General features: G+C 66.9%; 8 protein-coding genes. 3 read left to right on the top strand and 5 right to left on the bottom strand.

Annotated elements, in window-relative coordinates; translation table 11 throughout:
* Nucleotides 1–208: 208 nt before the first annotated feature.
* Together F2P45_RS24355 and F2P45_RS24350 are read right to left on the bottom strand one after the other, a co-directional pair.
* Nucleotides 209–8,944 carry a GH36-type glycosyl hydrolase domain-containing protein gene (locus F2P45_RS24355; RefSeq protein ID WP_308613743.1) on the bottom strand — a complete coding sequence of 2,912 codons (8,736 nt, stop codon included), beginning with the start codon at nucleotides 8,942–8,944 and terminating at the stop codon, nucleotides 209–211.
* 312 nt (nucleotides 8,945–9,256) lie between these two features.
* Nucleotides 9,257–11,380, bottom strand: coding sequence for an aminotransferase class V-fold PLP-dependent enzyme (locus tag F2P45_RS24350; protein WP_166880701.1), 2,124 nt, complete (start codon nucleotides 11,378–11,380; stop codon nucleotides 9,257–9,259).
* Between the two features lie 137 nt (nucleotides 11,381–11,517).
* Here F2P45_RS24350 and F2P45_RS24345 point away from each other — a divergent pair, with 137 nt between their 5' ends.
* The 3 genes from F2P45_RS24345 to F2P45_RS24335 all read left to right on the top strand — a co-directional run bounded on the left by F2P45_RS24345 (nucleotide 11,518) and on the right by F2P45_RS24335 (nucleotide 14,980).
* A complete protein-coding gene (locus tag F2P45_RS24345) occupies nucleotides 11,518–12,003 on the top strand; it encodes an Lrp/AsnC family transcriptional regulator (RefSeq protein WP_166880699.1) in 486 nt (161 codons plus the stop codon).
* 68 nt (nucleotides 12,004–12,071) lie between these two features.
* Nucleotides 12,072–13,205, top strand: coding sequence for a branched-chain amino acid ABC transporter substrate-binding protein (locus F2P45_RS24340; protein WP_166880697.1), 1,134 nt, complete (start codon nucleotides 12,072–12,074; stop codon nucleotides 13,203–13,205).
* Nucleotides 13,205–14,980, top strand: a complete 1,776-nt coding sequence (locus F2P45_RS24335) for a DUF885 family protein (RefSeq protein ID WP_166880696.1) — start codon at nucleotides 13,205–13,207, stop codon at nucleotides 14,978–14,980. Before F2P45_RS24340 ends, F2P45_RS24335 begins: the two co-directional genes overlap by 1 nt.
* Nucleotides 14,981–14,995: 15 nt before the next feature.
* Here the strand turns inward: F2P45_RS24335 and F2P45_RS24330 are convergent, their stop codons facing one another.
* Genes F2P45_RS24330 through F2P45_RS24320 form a run of 3 tightly spaced genes read right to left on the bottom strand, consistent with a single transcriptional unit; the run spans nucleotide 14,996 to nucleotide 17,213 of the window.
* On the bottom strand, nucleotides 14,996–15,301 hold the full coding sequence (locus F2P45_RS24330; protein WP_187367219.1) for a tetratricopeptide repeat protein: 306 nt from the start codon (nucleotides 15,299–15,301) through the stop codon (nucleotides 14,996–14,998).
* 8 nt (nucleotides 15,302–15,309) lie between these two features.
* Complete coding sequence (locus tag F2P45_RS24325) at nucleotides 15,310–15,795, bottom strand: DUF2165 family protein (RefSeq protein ID WP_166880694.1); 486 nt, start codon at nucleotides 15,793–15,795, stop codon at nucleotides 15,310–15,312.
* Nucleotides 15,792–17,213, bottom strand: a complete 1,422-nt coding sequence (locus F2P45_RS24320) for an MFS transporter (protein ID WP_166880692.1) — start codon at nucleotides 17,211–17,213, stop codon at nucleotides 15,792–15,794. The genes F2P45_RS24325 and F2P45_RS24320 overlap by 4 nt, the downstream gene beginning before the upstream one ends.
* Nucleotides 17,214–17,215 lie beyond the last annotated feature (2 nt).

The raw sequence follows: 17,215 nt of genomic DNA, 5'->3' as shown, positions 1-17,215 counted from the left end.
GTCGCGCGCTCCTGCGTCGCTTGCGGCCGCGCTCTGCCAGTCAGTCAGGTGAGAACCCCATAGCCGCAACTTCAACTTCCACGTCAACCGCAACCCCCCCCCCCCCCCCCCCCCCCCCCCCCCCCCCCCCCCCCCCCCCCCCCCGCCGCCCCCCCCCCCGCCCCCCCCCCCCCCCCCCCCCCCCCACGGCGGTTTTTTGAAGCGCGGCTTAGCCCTGGCGGCGCACCTGCAATTGCACCGTGTGCGGACGGCCGTCATCGACCATCTGAATCACATTCACTTCCTGCGCCACGCCGTCGACCGTCATCGCATCGAACTCGCCGGCCTGCACCGAAATCGCATACACCGTCTCGCGATAGCGGTACTGCAGCTTGAAACCAGGCCAGTCGCCTGGCAGGTGCGGCGTCATGGTCAGCTTGTCGCCAGCCAGGCTCACGCCCAGCAGCGATTCGACGATCAGGCGATACATCCAGCCCGACGAACCGGTGTACCAGCTCCACCCGCCACGGCCGATGTGCGGCGAGACCGCGTACACGTCGGCCGCCACCACGTATGGCTCGACCTTGTACAGGGCCGCGCTCTCCGGCGTACTGCCATGCTGCACCGGATTGATCATGCGCAGCAGCTCCCAGGCGCGCTCGGTGTCGCCCATCTTGGCGAACGCCATCGCGGTCCAGATCGCGGCGTGCGTGTACTGCCCGCCGTTTTCGCGCACACCCGGCACGTAGCCGCGGATGTAGCCGGGATTGAGCACGCCGTCGTCGAACGGCGGATCGAGCAGCTGCACCAGGCCGTAGTCGCGCCGCACCAGGCGCTCGTCGACCGCCTTCATGGCCGACGCCGTGCGCTCCGGATTGGCCGCGCCCGAAATCACGCCCCAGCTCTGCGAGATCGAATCGATCTGGCATTCGTCGTTGGTGTGCGATCCGAGCGGCGTGCCGTCGTCGAAGTAGGCGCGGCGGTACCACTTGCCGTCCCACGCGTGCGCTTCGACGTTGGCCGCCAGCGTGGCAGCCTCGGTTTTGCAGGTGTCGGCAAACGCGTGGTCGCCGTACACCACCGCCACTTCCGAGAAGCGCTGCAGCACTTCGTACAGGAAGAAGGCCAGCCACACGCTCTCGCCCTTGCCTTCGTTGCCGACCCGGTCCATGCCGTCGTTCCAGTCGCAGGTGCCGATCAGCGGCAAGCCATGTTCGCCGAAGCGCAGGCCGCGCTTGATGGCCCGCACGCAGTGCTCGTACAGGTCGCCGGTCTGGCTCGAACGCCCCGGCATGTCGTAGTAGGACTCTTCCTCCTGCTTGAGCGGGCGCCCTTCGAGGAATGGCGCCGGTTCGGTCAGCACGCTGCGGTCGCCCGTGCCGATGACGTAGCGGTGCGCCGCCAGCGGCAGCCACAGATAGTCGTCCGAACAGTGCGTGCGCACGCCGCGGTCCGATGGCGGATGCCACCAGTGCTGCACGTCGCCTTCCACGAACTGGTGGGCGGCGCACATGAGCAGGTGCTCGCGCAGCAGGTGCGGTTCGGTGTGGATCATCGACATCGCATCCTGCAGCTGGTCGCGGAAGCCGAAGGCGCCGCCGGACTGGTAGTAGCCGCTGCGCGCCCACAGGCGGCAGGCGATGGTCTGGTACATCAGCCAGCCGTTGGCGATCACGTCCATCGATGGATCCGGGGTTTGCACCTGGATCGCGCCGAGCGTGTGGTCCCAGTGCTTGCGCACCATCGCCAGCGAGGCCGCGGCGGCGGCGCTGCCGCTGTATTTCTGTACCAGCCCGCTGGCGTCCGCATTGCGGCGGCCACCGACACCGAGCATGAACACCAGCTCGCGTTCCTGGCCCGGTTGCAGTTCCACCATCACCTGCAGCGCGGCGCACGGATCGAGCGCGGCGCCGATCTTGCCGGACAGGCGCGCGCGTCCCATCGCCGCTGGACTGGCCAGGGTGCGGTTGCGGCCGATGAATTCGTTACGGTCGGCGGTGAACGACTTTTGCTGCGCGTCGACGTGGAAGAATCCCACGCGGCCCGTGAACTCGGTGTTGTAGGCATTGCGCGCAAAGATCGCGCCGCTCATCGGATCCTGCTCGGTGGTGACGTGCATCGCCGACTTGGCGCGCAGGTCGCCCAGCACCCACTCCACGTAGCCGGTGGCCGACAGGCGGCGCGTCACGGTGCTGTCGTTGCGGATCTTGATGACCGAGTACTTGATCGAGGCGTCGAGCGCGACGAAGGTGGACAGTTCGGTGCGAATGCCCTCTTCGCTGTGCTCGAACACGCTGTAGCCGAAGCCGTGGCGCGTGATGTATTCACCGGCGGCGCGCACCGGCAGCGCGGTCGGCGACCAGAAGCGGCCGGTCTGCTCGTCGCGGATATAGAAGGTCTCGCCGCTGCTGTCCGACACCGGGTCGTTGGCCCACGGCGTGAGGCGGAATTCGTGCGCGTTTTCGCTCCAGGTGTAAGCCTGGCCGCTCTCCGACACAACGCTGCCGAAGTTCGGGTTGGCCAGCACGTTGACCCACGGCGCCGGGGTGCGGTTCTGCGCATCGGTGCGGATGACGTATTCGGTGCCGTCGGCGCTGAAGCCGCCCAGCCCGTTGTGCAGGATCAGGTCGCGCGTGACCACTGGAATATCGGCCCTTGGCTGGTATTCCTCGTTGCGCGATTCGACCGCCAGCAGCGGCAGTTTCGGCGCCACCGGGGTGGCGCGCTTGACCTGGTCGGCCAAGGTGCCGCTGCTGTCCGAAATGATGGCGCGCGCCACCGACTGCATCAGCACCCGGTCTTCCTGCGCGATCTGGTCGAGCAGGCGCACGAAGATGCCGCCCGGACGGTCGATCGCCTGCGCGTCGATGCCGGAAGCGATCAGGCCCATGATCTGGTCGTGCAGCAGCTGGCGGTAACCCGACTGGTCTTCGTACCAGATGACCAGGTCGACCACCAGCCCCTTGAGGCGCCAGTAGGCGTGCGCCTGCACCATCTGGCGCGCCAGGTCGATGTTGGCCGGGTCCTTGATCTGCATCAGTACGATCGGCAGGTCGCCCGAAATGGCATACGCCCACAGGCCCGACTGGCCGCGCTGGTTGCGGATCAGGATGCCGGCGTCGGCGCGCAGCGAGGCATTCGGATAGATCACCGTGCTGGCCAGGCGGCTGTAAAGCTGCGCGTCCGATTCGGTGGCGTTCAATTGACGCAGCACGACCTGGCTGTGGGTCCATGCCAGTTCGAACACGCGGTCGGCCAGATGGCGGTCCTGGTATTTGTCGATCAGGTGCACCGCTTGTTCGCGCGTGTCGGTCATGCCGGTCACGACATCGAGCACCACCATCTGGTCGGGTTCGAGCGTGACCTTGTAGCGGATCGCGACTACCGGATCGAGCACCGAGCCTTCGCTGCCGCCCAGCGGCTGGGGTTCGAGCATGGCGCGCGGGGCCACCGTGCTGTTGGCGCGGCCGAGGAATTCGCTGCGGCTGGTCTCGAAAGACACGTCCAGCAGCGCGCCGTCGTGCACCGTCATCAGGTTGAACATCCATGGCATCTGCTCGTCCTTGGCGCGCGGACGGCGGGTGCACAGGATCGCATTCTCGTTGCGCAGGATTTCGGTCTGCACGAACAGTTTGCTGAATGCCGGGTGCGCATTGTCGGCGGCGGCCGGCGCCATGACCACTTCGGCGTAGCTGGTGAACTCGATGGTGCGCTTGACGTTCGACTTGTTGGTGATGCGGGTACGCCGCATCTCGATGTCGTCTTCCGGCGAGACCACGATTTCGGTGTACAGGTCCAGGCCCCGGTCGTGGCGGCGGAATTCGGCGCGCCCTTCCGAGAAGATGACTTCATACGATTGCGGCTCGACCAGGGTCGGCTGGTAGGCGGTCGACCAGAAATGGCCGCTGTCCACATCGCGCACGTAGCAGAAGTTACCCCAGTTGTCGGAGGTGCCATCTTCGCGCCAGCGCGTCACGGCCAGGTCTTTCCAGCGGCTGTAGCTGCCGCCGGCGCTGGTGACCATCACATGGTAGCGGCCATTCGAGAGCAGCTGCACTTCCGGCTGCACCGTGGTGGTCTGGGCGATGATGCGGGTGGCGGCGGTCGATACTTCCTGCGCCGGGGCGCGCATGGCGGCCAGTTCGGCGGTGTTGGAGTAAAACGCGCCGGCGCGCGGCACGCGCTCCTGCAGCACCAGCATGGTGGCCTGGAACAGCGGGTCGGACTCGAAACGGCGCTGCATCGGACGGTCGTGCAGGAGGTAGCTGAGCGCGAGGAAACCCATGCCCTGATGGTGCGCCATGAAGGAGCGGATCACGGCAAAGGTCTGGCCGCGCGGCAGGCGCGCAGCGGTGTAGTCGATCGCTTCGTAGAAGCCATGCTTGCCCATGAAGCCCAGGTCGGCCATGCGCTGCAGGTTTTCGACCGCCGCATCCGGATGGACCATCAGGCTCATCATGGTTGCGTACGGCGCGATGACAAGGTCGTCGGCCAGGCCGCGTTTCATGCCCGTACCCGGCACGCCGAAGGCACGGTACTGGTAATTGAGGCTGGCGTCGACGGTGTTGTAGCCGGATTCGGAAATCCCCCACGGCACGTCGCGCTGTTTGCCGTATTCGATCTGCGCGTTGACGACCGAACGGTAGGTCTGGTCGAGCAAAGTATTCTGGTAGGTCGGCATGACCAGCAGCGGCATCAGGTACTCGAACATCGAGCCGCTCCACGACAGCAGCAGTTGCTCGTTGCCGATGATGCACAGCTGGCGGCCCAGCGCGAACCAGTGCTCTTGCGGGAACTGGCCCTGGGCGATGCCGACGAAGCTGCACAGGCGCACTTCGGACGCCAGCAAGTCGTAGCAGGCCGCGTCCAGGCGGCGGTCGGAGACGTTGTAGCCGATCGCCAGCAGGTTGGTTGTGCTGTTGTACATGAAGCGGAAGTCCATGTTCGCGAACTCGCGCGCTTCAAACGCCATGCGGTTGATGTCTTCGATACGCTGGGCGGCGCGGGTGCTGCCCTCTGCCACCAGGTCGGTCAGGGTTTGCTGGCGTTCGCGCTCGCTCGGTGCCAGGTCGGTGCTGGCACTGCCGGTCAGGGCAAAATTGGCCAGCTCGCGCAGGGTCGGAATGCGGGTCAGGCTGGTGTCGACCACGTATTCCTGGGCCGAGCGCATCCACGGCGCGAATTGCAGCAGTTCGTCGCGCGCGCTGTGGCATTGGTCGGCGAGCTTGTCGGCCCAGCCTTGCAGGGCCGGCTCACCGACCGGATGCATCGCGGCCAGAATGGCGTCGGCGCAGCTGGACAGGCGCCCCAGTTCGGCCACCATGCCCGGCAGGCTTTCGGTTTCGCGCACGCGGTCGGCCGACAAATGGCTGCGCATGGCGTCGATCGCCGCCTTGACGGCCGGTCCCGCTTCGCCGGCGTGTTCCTGCACCACGTTGAGGGTGATGGAAATGCCGTCGAGCGTCTGCTTGCCGACGATCGGCTGGTCGGCCAAGGCGGTCAACCCCGGCGCCAGCGTGAGCAGGTGGCCGGCCAGGTTGCCGCTGTCGACCGCCGACACGTACATCGGATGCAGCGGATTGAGGGTCAGCGTGTCGTACCAGTTATAGAAGTGACCGTGGTAGCGCTCCATGCGCGCCATGGTGTTGAGCGTGTCGCGGGTGCGCTTGAGCAGGCGCCCGGTGGTAATGAAGCCGAAGTCCCAGGCGGTCAGGTTGGCCAGCAGCGCCATGCCGATATTGGTCGGCGAGGTGCGGTGCGCAACCACCTTGACCGGGTGCTCCTGCATGTTGTCGGGCGCGAGCCAGTTGTCTTCCGCCGTGACGTAGGTCTCGAAGAAGCTCCAGGTCTTGCGCGCCAGCGTTTCGAGGAACATGGTTTGCGGCGACGACAGGGCGGTCGCGGCGCGTTCTTGCGGAAGGCTGATCCACCAGGCCACGACCGGCGCGAAGAACCACAGCAGCAGTACGGGTGCGGCGACCGGCAGCGCGGCGCGCTGGAAGTACGCCAGCATCAGCGCGGTGGCCACGGCCAGCAGCGGCGAAATCCACATGCTTCTCCAGTTGCTCTCCATGTCGGTGCTGGAGCGGTTCAGGCTCGATGGACGCCATTCCAGCAGGCGGCGGCGCGTGACCAGCATGCGCCACGAGGCGCGCACGATGGCGTCGAGGCTGAAGTACGCTTCGTACGGCAGGAAGGCCAGTTGCAGCGCCGAGTGGCCGAACATCAGGCGCGCGCTCTTGAAGGCGGTCGCCAGGTGCTGCTCCCACAGCACGTCGTGCGGTTTTTCGATGATGTCGAACATGGCGCTGAAGAAGGTCGGCAGGAAGATCACCGACAGCACGCCCAGGGTCCAGAACAGCGGGGTAGGCATCAACGCCCAGCTGAAGATCAGCAAGGCCGTCAGGGTGGTGGCGATCAGGCTGCGGCGCAGGTTGTCGAACAGCTTCCAGCGCGACAGCGCGCTCAAAGGATTCGCCTCGCGCTTGCCGTTCGCGCCCGGCACGCGCGGCAGCAGCCAGCCGGCCAGCTGCCAGTCGCCGCGGATCCAGCGGTGGCGCCGGCTCACGTCGTCGCTGTAGCGCGCCGGGTATTCTTCGTACAGCTGGGCGTCGCTCAGCAGGCCGGCGCGCACGTAGCATCCTTCCAGCAGGTCGTGGCTGAGAATCTGGTTGTCGGGCAGGCGGTTGCCGAGCACTGTTTCGAAGGTGTCGACATCGTAGATGCCCTTGCCGACGAACGAGCCTTCGTAGAACACGTCCTGGTAGACGTCGGAGACGGTGCGGGTATACGGGTCGATGCCCGGTTCGCCGCCGCACAGGTGCTCGTAGCGCGAGGCGGTGTCGCCCGGCAGCGCAGCGGCCACGCGCGGTTGCAGGATGCCGTAGCCTTCGACCACGCGGCGGCCATCCTTGTCGAGGGTCGGGCGGTTGAGCGGGTGCGCCATGGTGGCGATGAACTGGCGCGCGGCGTCGCGCGGCAGCTGGGTGTCGGTGTCGAGCGTGATCACGTAGCGCACGTTGGCCAGGCCGTCGGTGGAACCGGCGACCATCGAGAACTGGTCGCGCGCGCCGCCTCGCAGGAAGGCGTTGAGCGCGGCCAGCTTGCCGCGTTTGCGTTCGAAGCCGATCCAGGCGTTTTCGCTGGCGCTCCACATGCGCGGGCGGTGCAGCAGCAGGAACGGCAGCAGGTGGCAGCGCGCCATGGTTGGCTCGCCGTCGGGTCCCAGGACTTCCTCGTCGACATCGCAGCCGTATTTGGCATTGAGTTCGTCGATGGTGGCGCGGGCCTGTTCGACCAGCTCGTCGTCGCCCGGCATGTGCTGCTTGGGCGCGTCGACAAAATCGGTCAGCAGGCAAAAGCGCAGGTTCGGATCGCGGTTGGCCAGATAGCGCACTTCCAGCGCTTCGCACAGCGAGGCGACGTTGTCGCGGCTGTACAACAGCGTCGGCACCACCACCATCGAGCGCGCATCGGTCGGAATGCCTTCCTTGAAGTCCATGCGCGGCAGCGGGTGCGGGCGCGTGAGCTGGGTCGCCATGAAGTTGACCAGCGCAAGCGCCAGCTGGCTCGATCCGAGCAGGGCCAGGATGCCCAGCACGATCAGCATCCAGTCGTCGACGCCGTCGGCGCGGGCGTGGATGATGGCGGTGCCGGTAAACAGCAAGGTGAGCACCACGATGCCGCCCAAATAGGTCGACAGGGGCGAAGCGCGTCCGCTCTTGTTCAGCGCTTCGATCGGCGGATTGCGCACGGCCAGGCGCTTTTCGAGTTGATCCTGGCCGCTGCCGATCAGGTAGTAGCCGATGTGGCGCGTGCGTTCATCGAGTCCGCCGGCCGCTGGCGAGCGGTTGGCCGTGGCCAGTTCGAGCGCGGTTTCCGCGACCTGCACTTCGGTGAAGTCGCTGCGCTTGGCCAGCTTTTCGATCACGTGGCGGTAGTTGTCGCGCGTGGCGAATTCCATCTTGCCGTAGGTGCCGGCCGGGTCCTGGCGCAAGGTCTGCTCGACCGCGCTCATGGTTTCGACGAACTCCTGCCAGTCCATGGTGCCGAGGAAGCGCAGGCTGCCGATGCTGTTGCTGATCGAGACCTGGTCGGCGGCCTGCTGGCCGATTTCGGCCTGGATCTGCTGTTCGATGGTAAGACCCGCGTCGGCCAGGCGCGTGGTCACCCACTGCAGCGCCAGGGTCAACGCGGGGCTCTGCCCTTGCAGGCGGCGCGCCAGTTCGGCCACAAAACCGCTGTTCATCGGCTGGCCGGAACGGGCCATGTCGGCCACCAGCAAAATCAGGTCGCTCGGATTCTTTTCGGCCGTTTCGGCCATCTGGTCGGCCCAGGTGTTGGCGCGGTCGCGCTGGGCGCGGTTGTCGTACACGCGCGCGGCCACGCGCCGCAGGTTCTCGATCAGCGCGAGACGCAGCATGATCGGAATGGCCCACAGTTCGCCGAGCTTGAGGGTGGCGACTTCCTGGTAGGCGTCCACAAAACGCGACAGGCTTTCGGGATCGACCCGGCCATCGCCGTGCGAGATGATCTCCAGCGCGATCTGGTACACGCGCGGATTGCCGTCGGCTTCGTCGTTGGCCAGGCGCGGCAGCTCCTTGGAATAGTCTTTCGGCAGGTGGCGCCGGGCGATGCGGATCTGCTCTTCGACCAGGTAGAAATTATCGAGCAGCCATTCGGAGGCCGGCGTAATCTGTCGCCCCGCCTTGATGGCGGCGGTCAGCTCCGAACACGTGTCGGTGATGATGGCGGCGTTTTCGGTCAGGCGCGGGAGCAGGCGATCGGGCCCGCTGCGCTCGCTGAGCTTGTGGGTAGAGGCCAGATGCTTGCCGTGCATCGCCATTTGAGCGGCACTGAACAGTTCCGAGCGCAGGGGGACGTCGTCGCCGGCATGGCGTTCGCCGTCATGGACATTGCGCCAGGCGTAGAGCGTGTCGGCTAATTTAGTGTTTTCTTGGTTCAACAGAGACCTCGCGTGGGCATAAGTAGCCAACACGCTGCGGGACAGCGAGTTGCGACCGGGTCGTACGGCTGTTGCAATCTTATAACGATAGTATGTTCAAGACTGTGCGCCAGCGAACACTACTGGCTTGTCCGCCGGAGGCAGCTGGGGCAGTTTGCCGGCAATCCAACAAAAATATTGCGTCTCCCATCATGCCTGTAATCCGGGAGCATCAAACGATGGCGAGCGCCAATAGTGGAGATCCCGTGCGCATCGAATAGACGGTGGGCACTCGATCAACGGCATTGCACCGTGACCGAGCCATGCGACCTTTTACGCGGCCAGCGGCAGCATCGCGCCCAATGCCACTCCGCCCGCCACATGCCAGGCGTTGCGATAGCCCAGGCGGTGCAGACACTGCGCGGCCTTGATGCTGCGCGCGCCGCTGCGGCAGAAGAACACCAGCGGGCGCTCTTCGGCGCGCAACCAGACCGAGAGGCGGTCGGCCAGGCGCGACAAGGGCACGCTGTCGACCGCATGGCCGTGCCATTGCTTGGTGTCGGCGGCCGCGTGTTCGTAGGCTTCGCGCACGTCGATCAGCAGCGCGTCCGGATGGTCGTTGAAGAAGCGCTCGAGGCCATGCGCCTCGAGCTGCATCGTCAAGGGGTTGGCGGCCGCGCTGGCGCCGCCGCGTTCCGCCATCAAGGTGGTGCAGGCCGGGCTTGCGGCATCGCTGGCCCGGCACACGATGGTCTTGCGCGACACCAGTTCCGCCAGTTGGTCGATATCGGCGTCCGGACCGGTGAAGGCGAAGCGCACGTCGCCGGCGGCCAGCCCGGCGGCCGAGCGTTCGCCGAACAGGTAGCTGGCACCAACGCCGTGTTCGACCCGCGCCAGCAGGCGGCTGCCGAACATCAGCGCACTGGCGATCTGGCCGTTATCGAGCGTGACCTGGTCGTCCAGCGCGGGCCAGCCCAGCGCTTCGTGGCTGATGCCGCCGGCCAGCTGGCCGCCCAGCGCCGCCACCAGGGCCGCGCGGCCGGCACCGCCGCCATGGGTGTCGATCACGGCGCGCACGCGGTAGCCCTGGCAGCGCACGAAGTCGTTGATGCGCACCGCCAGCGGCGCCAGTGGATTGACGATGGCGCAGGTGCGGCTGGCGGCGTCGAGCAGCAGCCAGGTGCAGGCGCCGTCGACGCCGAGTTGAATCACGCCGTCGACGCCGAGTTGAATCACGCCGTCGCCATCCTGCGCCGGCATGGCCGACGGCACCAGGCAGCTGGCGCGCAGGGCCGCGCCGCAGCGGGCGATGCGTTCGCAGGCGGCGTCGATGAAGGCGTCGTCGGCCATCGGCCCGAACGACATGCGCACCGCGGCCGCGCAGCGCCACGGCGCCAGGCCCATCGCCGCCAGCACGTAGCTGGGCGCGGCCTTGGCCGCCGAACAGGCCGACCCCGCGCTGACGCGCACGCCGGCGGCGTCGAACAAGTCGAGCAGTTCCTTGCCGGCGAGACCGGGCACCGAAAAATTGAGGGTGGTCGGCAGGCTGGTATCGAACGGCGCGTTGAACACGATGCCGGGCAGCGCCTCGCGCAAGGCCGCAGCCAGGCGTTCGCGCATGTTCACCAGTTGCGCGTGGCTGCGAAAGCTCGCGCCCTCAATCAGCGCCGCCAGCACCGCGCCCAGCGCGGCGATGCCGCTCATGTTCTCGGTCCCGGAACGCTGGGCCGATTCCTGCCCGCCGCCCATCATCAGGGCGGTGTACGGCGCGCCCTCGCGCACGTACAGCATGCCGATGCCCTTGGGCGCGTACAGCTTGTGGCCCGAGAAGGGCGCATAGTCGATGCGGGTGGCGGCCAGGTCGAGCGGCAGCTTGCCGAGCGCCTGCACGCTGTCGACCATCCACAGCGCGTCCGGTGCGCATTCATTCAATACCGCTTCGATGGCGGCCAGGTCGGAAACGGCGCCGCTTTCGTTGTTGGCCGCCATGGTGCACACGAAGGCGGCGCGCGGCGCCAGTTCGCGCAGCACGTCCAGGCGGTGGCGCCCGTCGCCGTCGACCGGCAGCGCGCGCAGTTCGAGGCCGGTGCCGAGCAGCGTATTCCAGTGCGCCAGGCTCTCGGGCACCGCCTTGTGTTCGGTGGCGCCGTACAGCAGCAGGTCGCCGCTCGCTTCGCCCCTGGCGCGGCGCGCGCGCACCTCGCACAAGGCGGAGAGCACGGCGGTCTGGATGCCTTCGGTGGCGCCGCTGGTAAACGTCAGCCTGCCCTGCCCCGCGCCGACCACGCGCCGCGCCAGTGCGCGCACGCCGTCGAGCATGGCCTTCGCTTTCAGGCCGGTGGCGTGGCTGCTGCTGGGGTTCCCGTAGCAGTCGCGCATGGCCTGGGCGGCGGCGGCGAGGGCGGCAGGGTGGACGGCCGATGTGGCATTTGCGTCAAGGTAGATTTCGGTATGCATGGCGTCTGAAGGGGTGTGTCATGGGTATGTCGTTCTAGCGTGATATGTTATCGGCTAAAACGTGAGAAAATATGCCAAAGTTTGCTCATATTCGTACTCGTTTAGCATATTCATCTCACATTTCACCAGAAAGCAGAATGAGTTCTCTCGATAAGTATGATTGCGCCATCCTCGCGGCCTTGCAGGCCGACGGCACCCTGTCGATCGCCGGCCTGAGCGAGAAGGTCGGTTTGTCCAGCACCCCGTGCTGGAAGCGCGTCAAGCGGCTGGAGGAAGAAGGCTATATCCAGAGCCGCGTGAGCATCATCAACCGCGACAAGGTGGGCCTGCCGGTCACTGTGTTTGTGAGCGTGCGCACCACCGAACACGACGAAAAATGGCTGACCCGCTTCGCCGCCGCCGTCATCGCCCTGCCCGAAGTCATGGAGTTTCACCGCATGAGCGGCGACGTCGATTACCTGCTCAAGGTGGTCACCACCGACATCGGCGGCTACGACCGCTTCTACAAAAAGCTGATCAAGACGGCGCACATCAGCGGGGTGTCGTCGGCGTTTTCGATGGAGCAGATCAAGTACACCACGGCGCTGCCGCTCGACCTGATTTCGAAGCGCCTGCCCGCTTAAAACGGCATATAAAAATCAGTCGAATCGTGCGATGATGCCGCTGTCCAGACCAGAGGAGAGACAAACGCATGGCATCGAACCGTAAACATATTCCCTTCGCCGCAGCGGCACTGCTGCTGGTTTCCCAGACCGCGCTGGCGCAGGAGCAGGTCGTCAAGATCGGCGTGACCGGCCCGCTCTCGGGCGCCAACGCCTTTGCCGGCAAGGACAACGAAAACGGCGTGCGCCTCGCGCTCGAGGAACTGAACGCCAGGAAAATCAGCATCGGCGGCAAGGCCATCAAGTTCGAACTCAAGTCCGAAGATGACCAGGGCGATCCGAAAGCCGGCGTGGTGGTGGCGCAAAAACTGGTCGACGCCGGCGTGCGCTTCGTGCTCGGCCCCTACAACTCCGGCGTGGCCATTCCCGCCTCGCGCGTGTACGACGACGCCGGCGCGCTGATGTCCACCGTGGGCACCAATCCCAAGGTCACGCAGAGCGGCTACAAGGGCGTGTTCCGCATCGTCGCCAGCGACACCCAGCTCGGCGCCTCGATGGCCGGCTACGCGGCCAAACAGCTCAAGCTCAAGACCATTGGCGTGATCGACGACCGCACCGCCTTCGGCCAGGGCATCGCCATGGAATTCGTCAAGCAGGCCAAGGCCTCCGGCATCGTGGTCGCGGGCCACGAGTTCACGACCGACAAGGCGACCGATTTCGCCGCCATCCTGACCAAGCTCAAATCGAAGAACGTCGACGCGATTTTCTTCGGCGGCTACGCGCCCCAGGGCGCACCGATGGCGCGCCAGATGCGCGCGCTGGGCCTGAAAGCGAAACTGCTCGGCGGCGACACCCTGTGCAGCCCCGAAATGGCCAAGCTCGGGGGCGACGCCGTCGGCGAGAATGTGCTGTGCGCGCAGGGCGGCGCGATCCTGGAAAAGCAGGCCGACGGCCCGGCCTTCCAGGCCCGCTACAAGGCGCGCTTCAAGCAGGCGCCGGACGTGTATGCGGCCTCGTTCTACGACCAGACCATGTTCATCGCGCAAGCCATGAAGTCGGCCAATTCGCTCGATCCGTCGGTGGTGGCCAGCGCCATGCGCGCCAGCAGCTACAAGGGCGTGGTGGGTAACTACGCCTACGACGACAAGGGCAACATGAAGCAGTCGGCCGTCACTGTCTATACCTTCAAGAACGGCGTGCCTTCCGCGCTGGCCACGTACTGATGCGCGGCTCCCTGCTGCTGGCGGCGGCGCTGGGCGCGGCCGGCCTGGCCACGCACGCCGCCGCCCGGACGCCAGCGTCCTTGACGTCAGCCCCCTTGACGCCGCCGCTGTCGCATTTCGCCATCGCACAGCAGGCCATGCCGGCGTTTATCCAGCGCTACCAGCTCGATTACGCCAGTCTGGATAAACTCTACACCGTGGCCAACGGCACGGCGCGCGCGCGCCAGATGCAGGAATTCTTCACGCAGTGGCGCGCGGCGCTCGACGCGCTGCCGTTCGACAGCTACGGCGTGGAAGACCGCATCGACGTGGTCATGATGCGCAACCAGATCGATTTCGAGCTGCGCGAACTGGCGGCCCAGCGCCAGCGCTTTACCGAAGCCGAGCCCCTGGTGCCGTTCGCGCGAGCGCTGATCGACATGGCCGAAGCGCGCCGCGTGATGCAGGCGCAGGACGGCGCGGCCAGCGCGGCGGTTCTCCAGCAAGCGCTGGTAGCGGTGCGCAAGGCGCACCAGACGCTGCTGGCCGGAGCCGACATCAACGCGCGCAAACCGATGGCCTCGCGCAACGTGGCCAACCGCGCGGCGCAGGTGCTGGCCACCACCGCGCGCGACCTGAAAGCCTGGTACGGCTATTACGAAGGCTACGATCCGCAGCTGACCTGGTGGGTCAAGCGGCCCTACGCGGACCTGGACAAGGCCATGAGCGAGTACGCGGCCAGCCTGAACGAACGGCTGGTCGGCAAGGCCTCGGCCAAGCTGCTCAATGTGACGGGCGACCCGATCGGACGCGATGGCCTGCTCAGCGCCCTGCAGCGCGAGATGATCCCGTACACGCCGGAAGAACTGATGGCGCTGGCCGAGAAGGAACTGGCCTGGGGCGAGGCCGAACTGCGCAAGGCCTCGGCCGAGATGGGGTTCGGGACCGACTGGCACGCGGCCATGGAAAAAGTGAAAACCATGTACGTGGCGCCGGGCGAGCAGCCGGCCATGGTGCGGCGCCTGGCCAAGGAAGCGATCGATTACATGGCGGCCAACAAGCTGGTGACGGTGCCCGAAGTGGCGCGCCGCAGCTGGCGCATGGACATGCTCTCGCCCGAGAGCCAGTTGATCAGCCCCTTCTTTTTGGGCGGCGACACGATCCTGGTGTCCTACCCCACGGCCGACATGACGCACGAGCAGAAAATGATGTCCATGCGCGGAAACAACCCGCATTTTTCGCGCGCGACCGTGCAGCACGAACTCATTCCCGGCCACCACCTGCAACTGTTCATGGCCGAGCGCTACCAGCCGCAGCGCCGCCTGTTCGACTCGCCCTTCTACGTCGAAGGCTGGGCCGTGTACTGGGAGATGCTGCTCTACGAGCGCAATTTCGCGGTCACGCCGGAAGACCGCATCGGCATGATGTTCTGGCGTAATCACCGCGCCGCGCGCATCCTGTTTTCGCTCGGCTTCCACATGGGGAAAGTCACGCCCGAGCAGGCGGTCGAGATGTTGATACAGCGCGTCGGCCATGAGCCGGACAACGCGCGCGCCGAGGTGCGGCGTTCGTTCAACGGCGACTATCCACCGCTGTACCAGGCCGGCTACATGGTCGGCGCGCTGCAACTGCGCGAACTGAAACGCGAACTGGTCGACGGCGGCAAAATGACCTTGCTGGAGTACCACGACCGCATTCTCGACGGCGGCATGCTGCCGATCGAACTGGTACGCGCGCGCCTGAAGAACGAGAAGGTCGCGCGCGACTTCAAGCCGGGCTGGCGCTTCTACAAATAGGGTTGCGGATGAACCTCAGCGCCGCAAGCGCTTGAGGAACACCGTCATCTCGCGCGAGGACTGGATGTCGCCCTGCTTGACGGCGACCTCCAGTCCTTTGTTCCATGCGGCTTCGGCGTCGTCCGCGCGGCCCAGCGCCAGCAGGGCTTTGCCGAGCAGCTTCCAGGCGGCCGAATGAACCGGGTTTTGCTGCGTCGCCTGCTGCAAATGCAGGGCGGCGGCGGCGGCGTCGCCGTCCTTGAGGCAGGCGTTGCCCAGGCCGAAGCGCAGCAGCGCGTTGTCGCGCCCCGACGCCAGCAGTTTTTCGAGTTGTTCGCGCATCGCGCTCCCTATGCCAGCGGCAGGTTAAACAGCAAAAAGGCGGCCACGCTCCACACCAGCAAACCGATATGCGTCAGTTGCAGGCCCTCCTGCCGGATCCAGTAGGCGAACCACATTCCGCCGAGATGCATCGCGAACAGGAAGGCGGCAAAGCTGCTCATGGCCAGGTTCAGTGCGGGACGGGCGCCCGGCAGGTCGCCGCCGATCGCCAGCGCATACGCGCCAGCCCAGCAAGCGCCGGCGGCGACGATCTGCAGCGCCAGCACGATCAACATGGCAACGCGCGCCAGCAAGGGCGAAGCGATGGCGCGCGCCAGCAGCGGCGTTGCGATCTCCGGCGCCTGCCTCAATGGCGCCATCGACATGGTGGCCCCGACCGCCCCGGCCGAACCGGCAAACGCTTGCAGGTTATTGATGACGGCGATCGACAGCCAGGCCGACAGCCCGACCGCGTGCACCGACTGGAACAGCCAGATGGATGTCGAACCGCTCATGCGCCTGCTCCTTGTTTGCGGGCGATACGGCGCGCCAGCAGCGCCGCCAGTGCGGGCGCCAGCGCGAAGCTGGCGAACAGCCACAGCGCCGCCGATTGCGCGCCGGCCTTGCCTCCCGGCTCGGTCAGGCCGGCGGCATTGGCCACCAGTCCCGCCACCGCCGCGCCGATCGCCATGCCGTACAACTGCACGGTGGTGATCGCCGCCGAGGCCAGACCGCCCTCGCCCGCCGGCGCCAGGGTCAGCACGCGCGTGAGCAGATGCGGCCAGCCGAGGCCCACGCCGGCGCCGGCAGCGGCCAGCGCCGCGCCATACAACAGCATCAGCATGCCGGGCGCGAGGGCGCCGGCGGCCGGCACCAGCAGCGCCAGCGCCACCAGGCTGGCGGCGCCCAGCAGCGGCCCGGCCCGCAGCATCGCCACGGCAGCGTTACCCTGGCGCCCGGACGAGAGCATGGAACTGAAGCTCCAGCCGGCCGCCATGGCGGCGGTGAGGTAGCCGGCGGCCAGCGGCGTGTAGCCGTGCAGGGTTTGTAAAAAATAGGGTACGTAGATTTCGGTGGTGGTGCCGACCAGGAGCAGGGCGACGCTGGCGTACACCGCGCCCAGCGGCGAGGCCAGTTCGCAGGTCCCGGACGGCAGCAGGCGCACCGTGGAGCGGCGCTCGACCATCATCGCCGCCACACCGAGCGCGATGCCGGCCGCCACGCCGGCGCCCTGCCAGACCAGCGCGCGCGACAAGCCGCCCGCCGCCACCGCCAGCACGGAGGCGGCCAGCAAGGCGATCTGCGCCACCGGAATCACCGGCTTGACGGCTGCGCCGGCTGCCGGACCGAGTCGCACGGCCACCAGCATGGCCTGCAGCAGGGCCACCGGGAGCAGGGTCCAGAAGGCCCAGCGCCAGTGCCCGGACTGGGCGAACAGGCCGCCCACGGCCGGCCCGCACAAGGTGGCCACGCCCCACATGCCCGACACCAGCGCTACCGCGCGTGGCCACAGCGGCGCGGGGAACACCACGCGAATCAGCGAGTAGCTCAGGGCGGCCAGGGCGCCGCCGCCCAGGCCCTGCACGCTGCGCCCGGCCAGCATCCACGGCATGGATTGTGCGCCGGCGCAGGCGGCCGAACCGAGCGCGAAGATGCCGAGCGCCGCCAGGCAGGCGCCGCGCGGACCGGCGCCGGCCAGCAGGCGCACCGACAGCGCCGCGCCGATGATCGAGGCCACCACGAACAGGGTGGTGTTCCACGCGTACCAGTCCAGGCCACCGATATCCTGCACCACCGACGGCAGCACGGTGGTGACGATGTGGACGTTAATCGCGTGCAGCGCCACGCCCCCGGTGAGGGCCAGGGCCAGCAGGCCGTTTTGGCCGGAAAACAGCGCGCCCCAGGAGGCGGTGGCAGGTATGGCAGTGGACATGG

The organism is Massilia mucilaginosa (assembly GCF_011682145.1).
GTDB classification, from domain to species: Bacteria; Pseudomonadota; Gammaproteobacteria; order Burkholderiales; family Burkholderiaceae_D; genus Telluria_A; species Telluria_A mucilaginosa.
Note: the sequence above shows the minus strand (reverse complement) of the source record. Positions and strands in the feature narration are given on the sequence as shown.

Bases quoted from the DNA above. Each gene is read 5' to 3' on its own strand.
- F2P45_RS24345 (WP_166880699.1), top strand. From the start codon at position 11,518: ATGAGTTCTCTCGATAAGTATGATTGCGCCATCCTCGCGGCCTTGCAG.
- F2P45_RS24325 (WP_166880694.1), bottom strand. From the start codon at position 15,795: ATGAGCGGTTCGACATCCATCTGGCTGTTCCAGTCGGTGCACGCGGTC.
- F2P45_RS24335 (WP_166880696.1), top strand. From the start codon at position 13,205: ATGCGCGGCTCCCTGCTGCTGGCGGCGGCGCTGGGCGCGGCCGGCCTG.
- F2P45_RS24340 (WP_166880697.1), top strand. From the start codon at position 12,072: ATGGCATCGAACCGTAAACATATTCCCTTCGCCGCAGCGGCACTGCTG.
- F2P45_RS24330 (WP_187367219.1), bottom strand. From the start codon at position 15,301: ATGCGCGAACAACTCGAAAAACTGCTGGCGTCGGGGCGCGACAACGCG.
- F2P45_RS24350 (WP_166880701.1), bottom strand. From the start codon at position 11,380: ATGCATACCGAAATCTACCTTGACGCAAATGCCACATCGGCCGTCCAC.
- F2P45_RS24320 (WP_166880692.1), bottom strand. From the start codon at position 17,213: ATGTCCACTGCCATACCTGCCACCGCCTCCTGGGGCGCGCTGTTTTCC.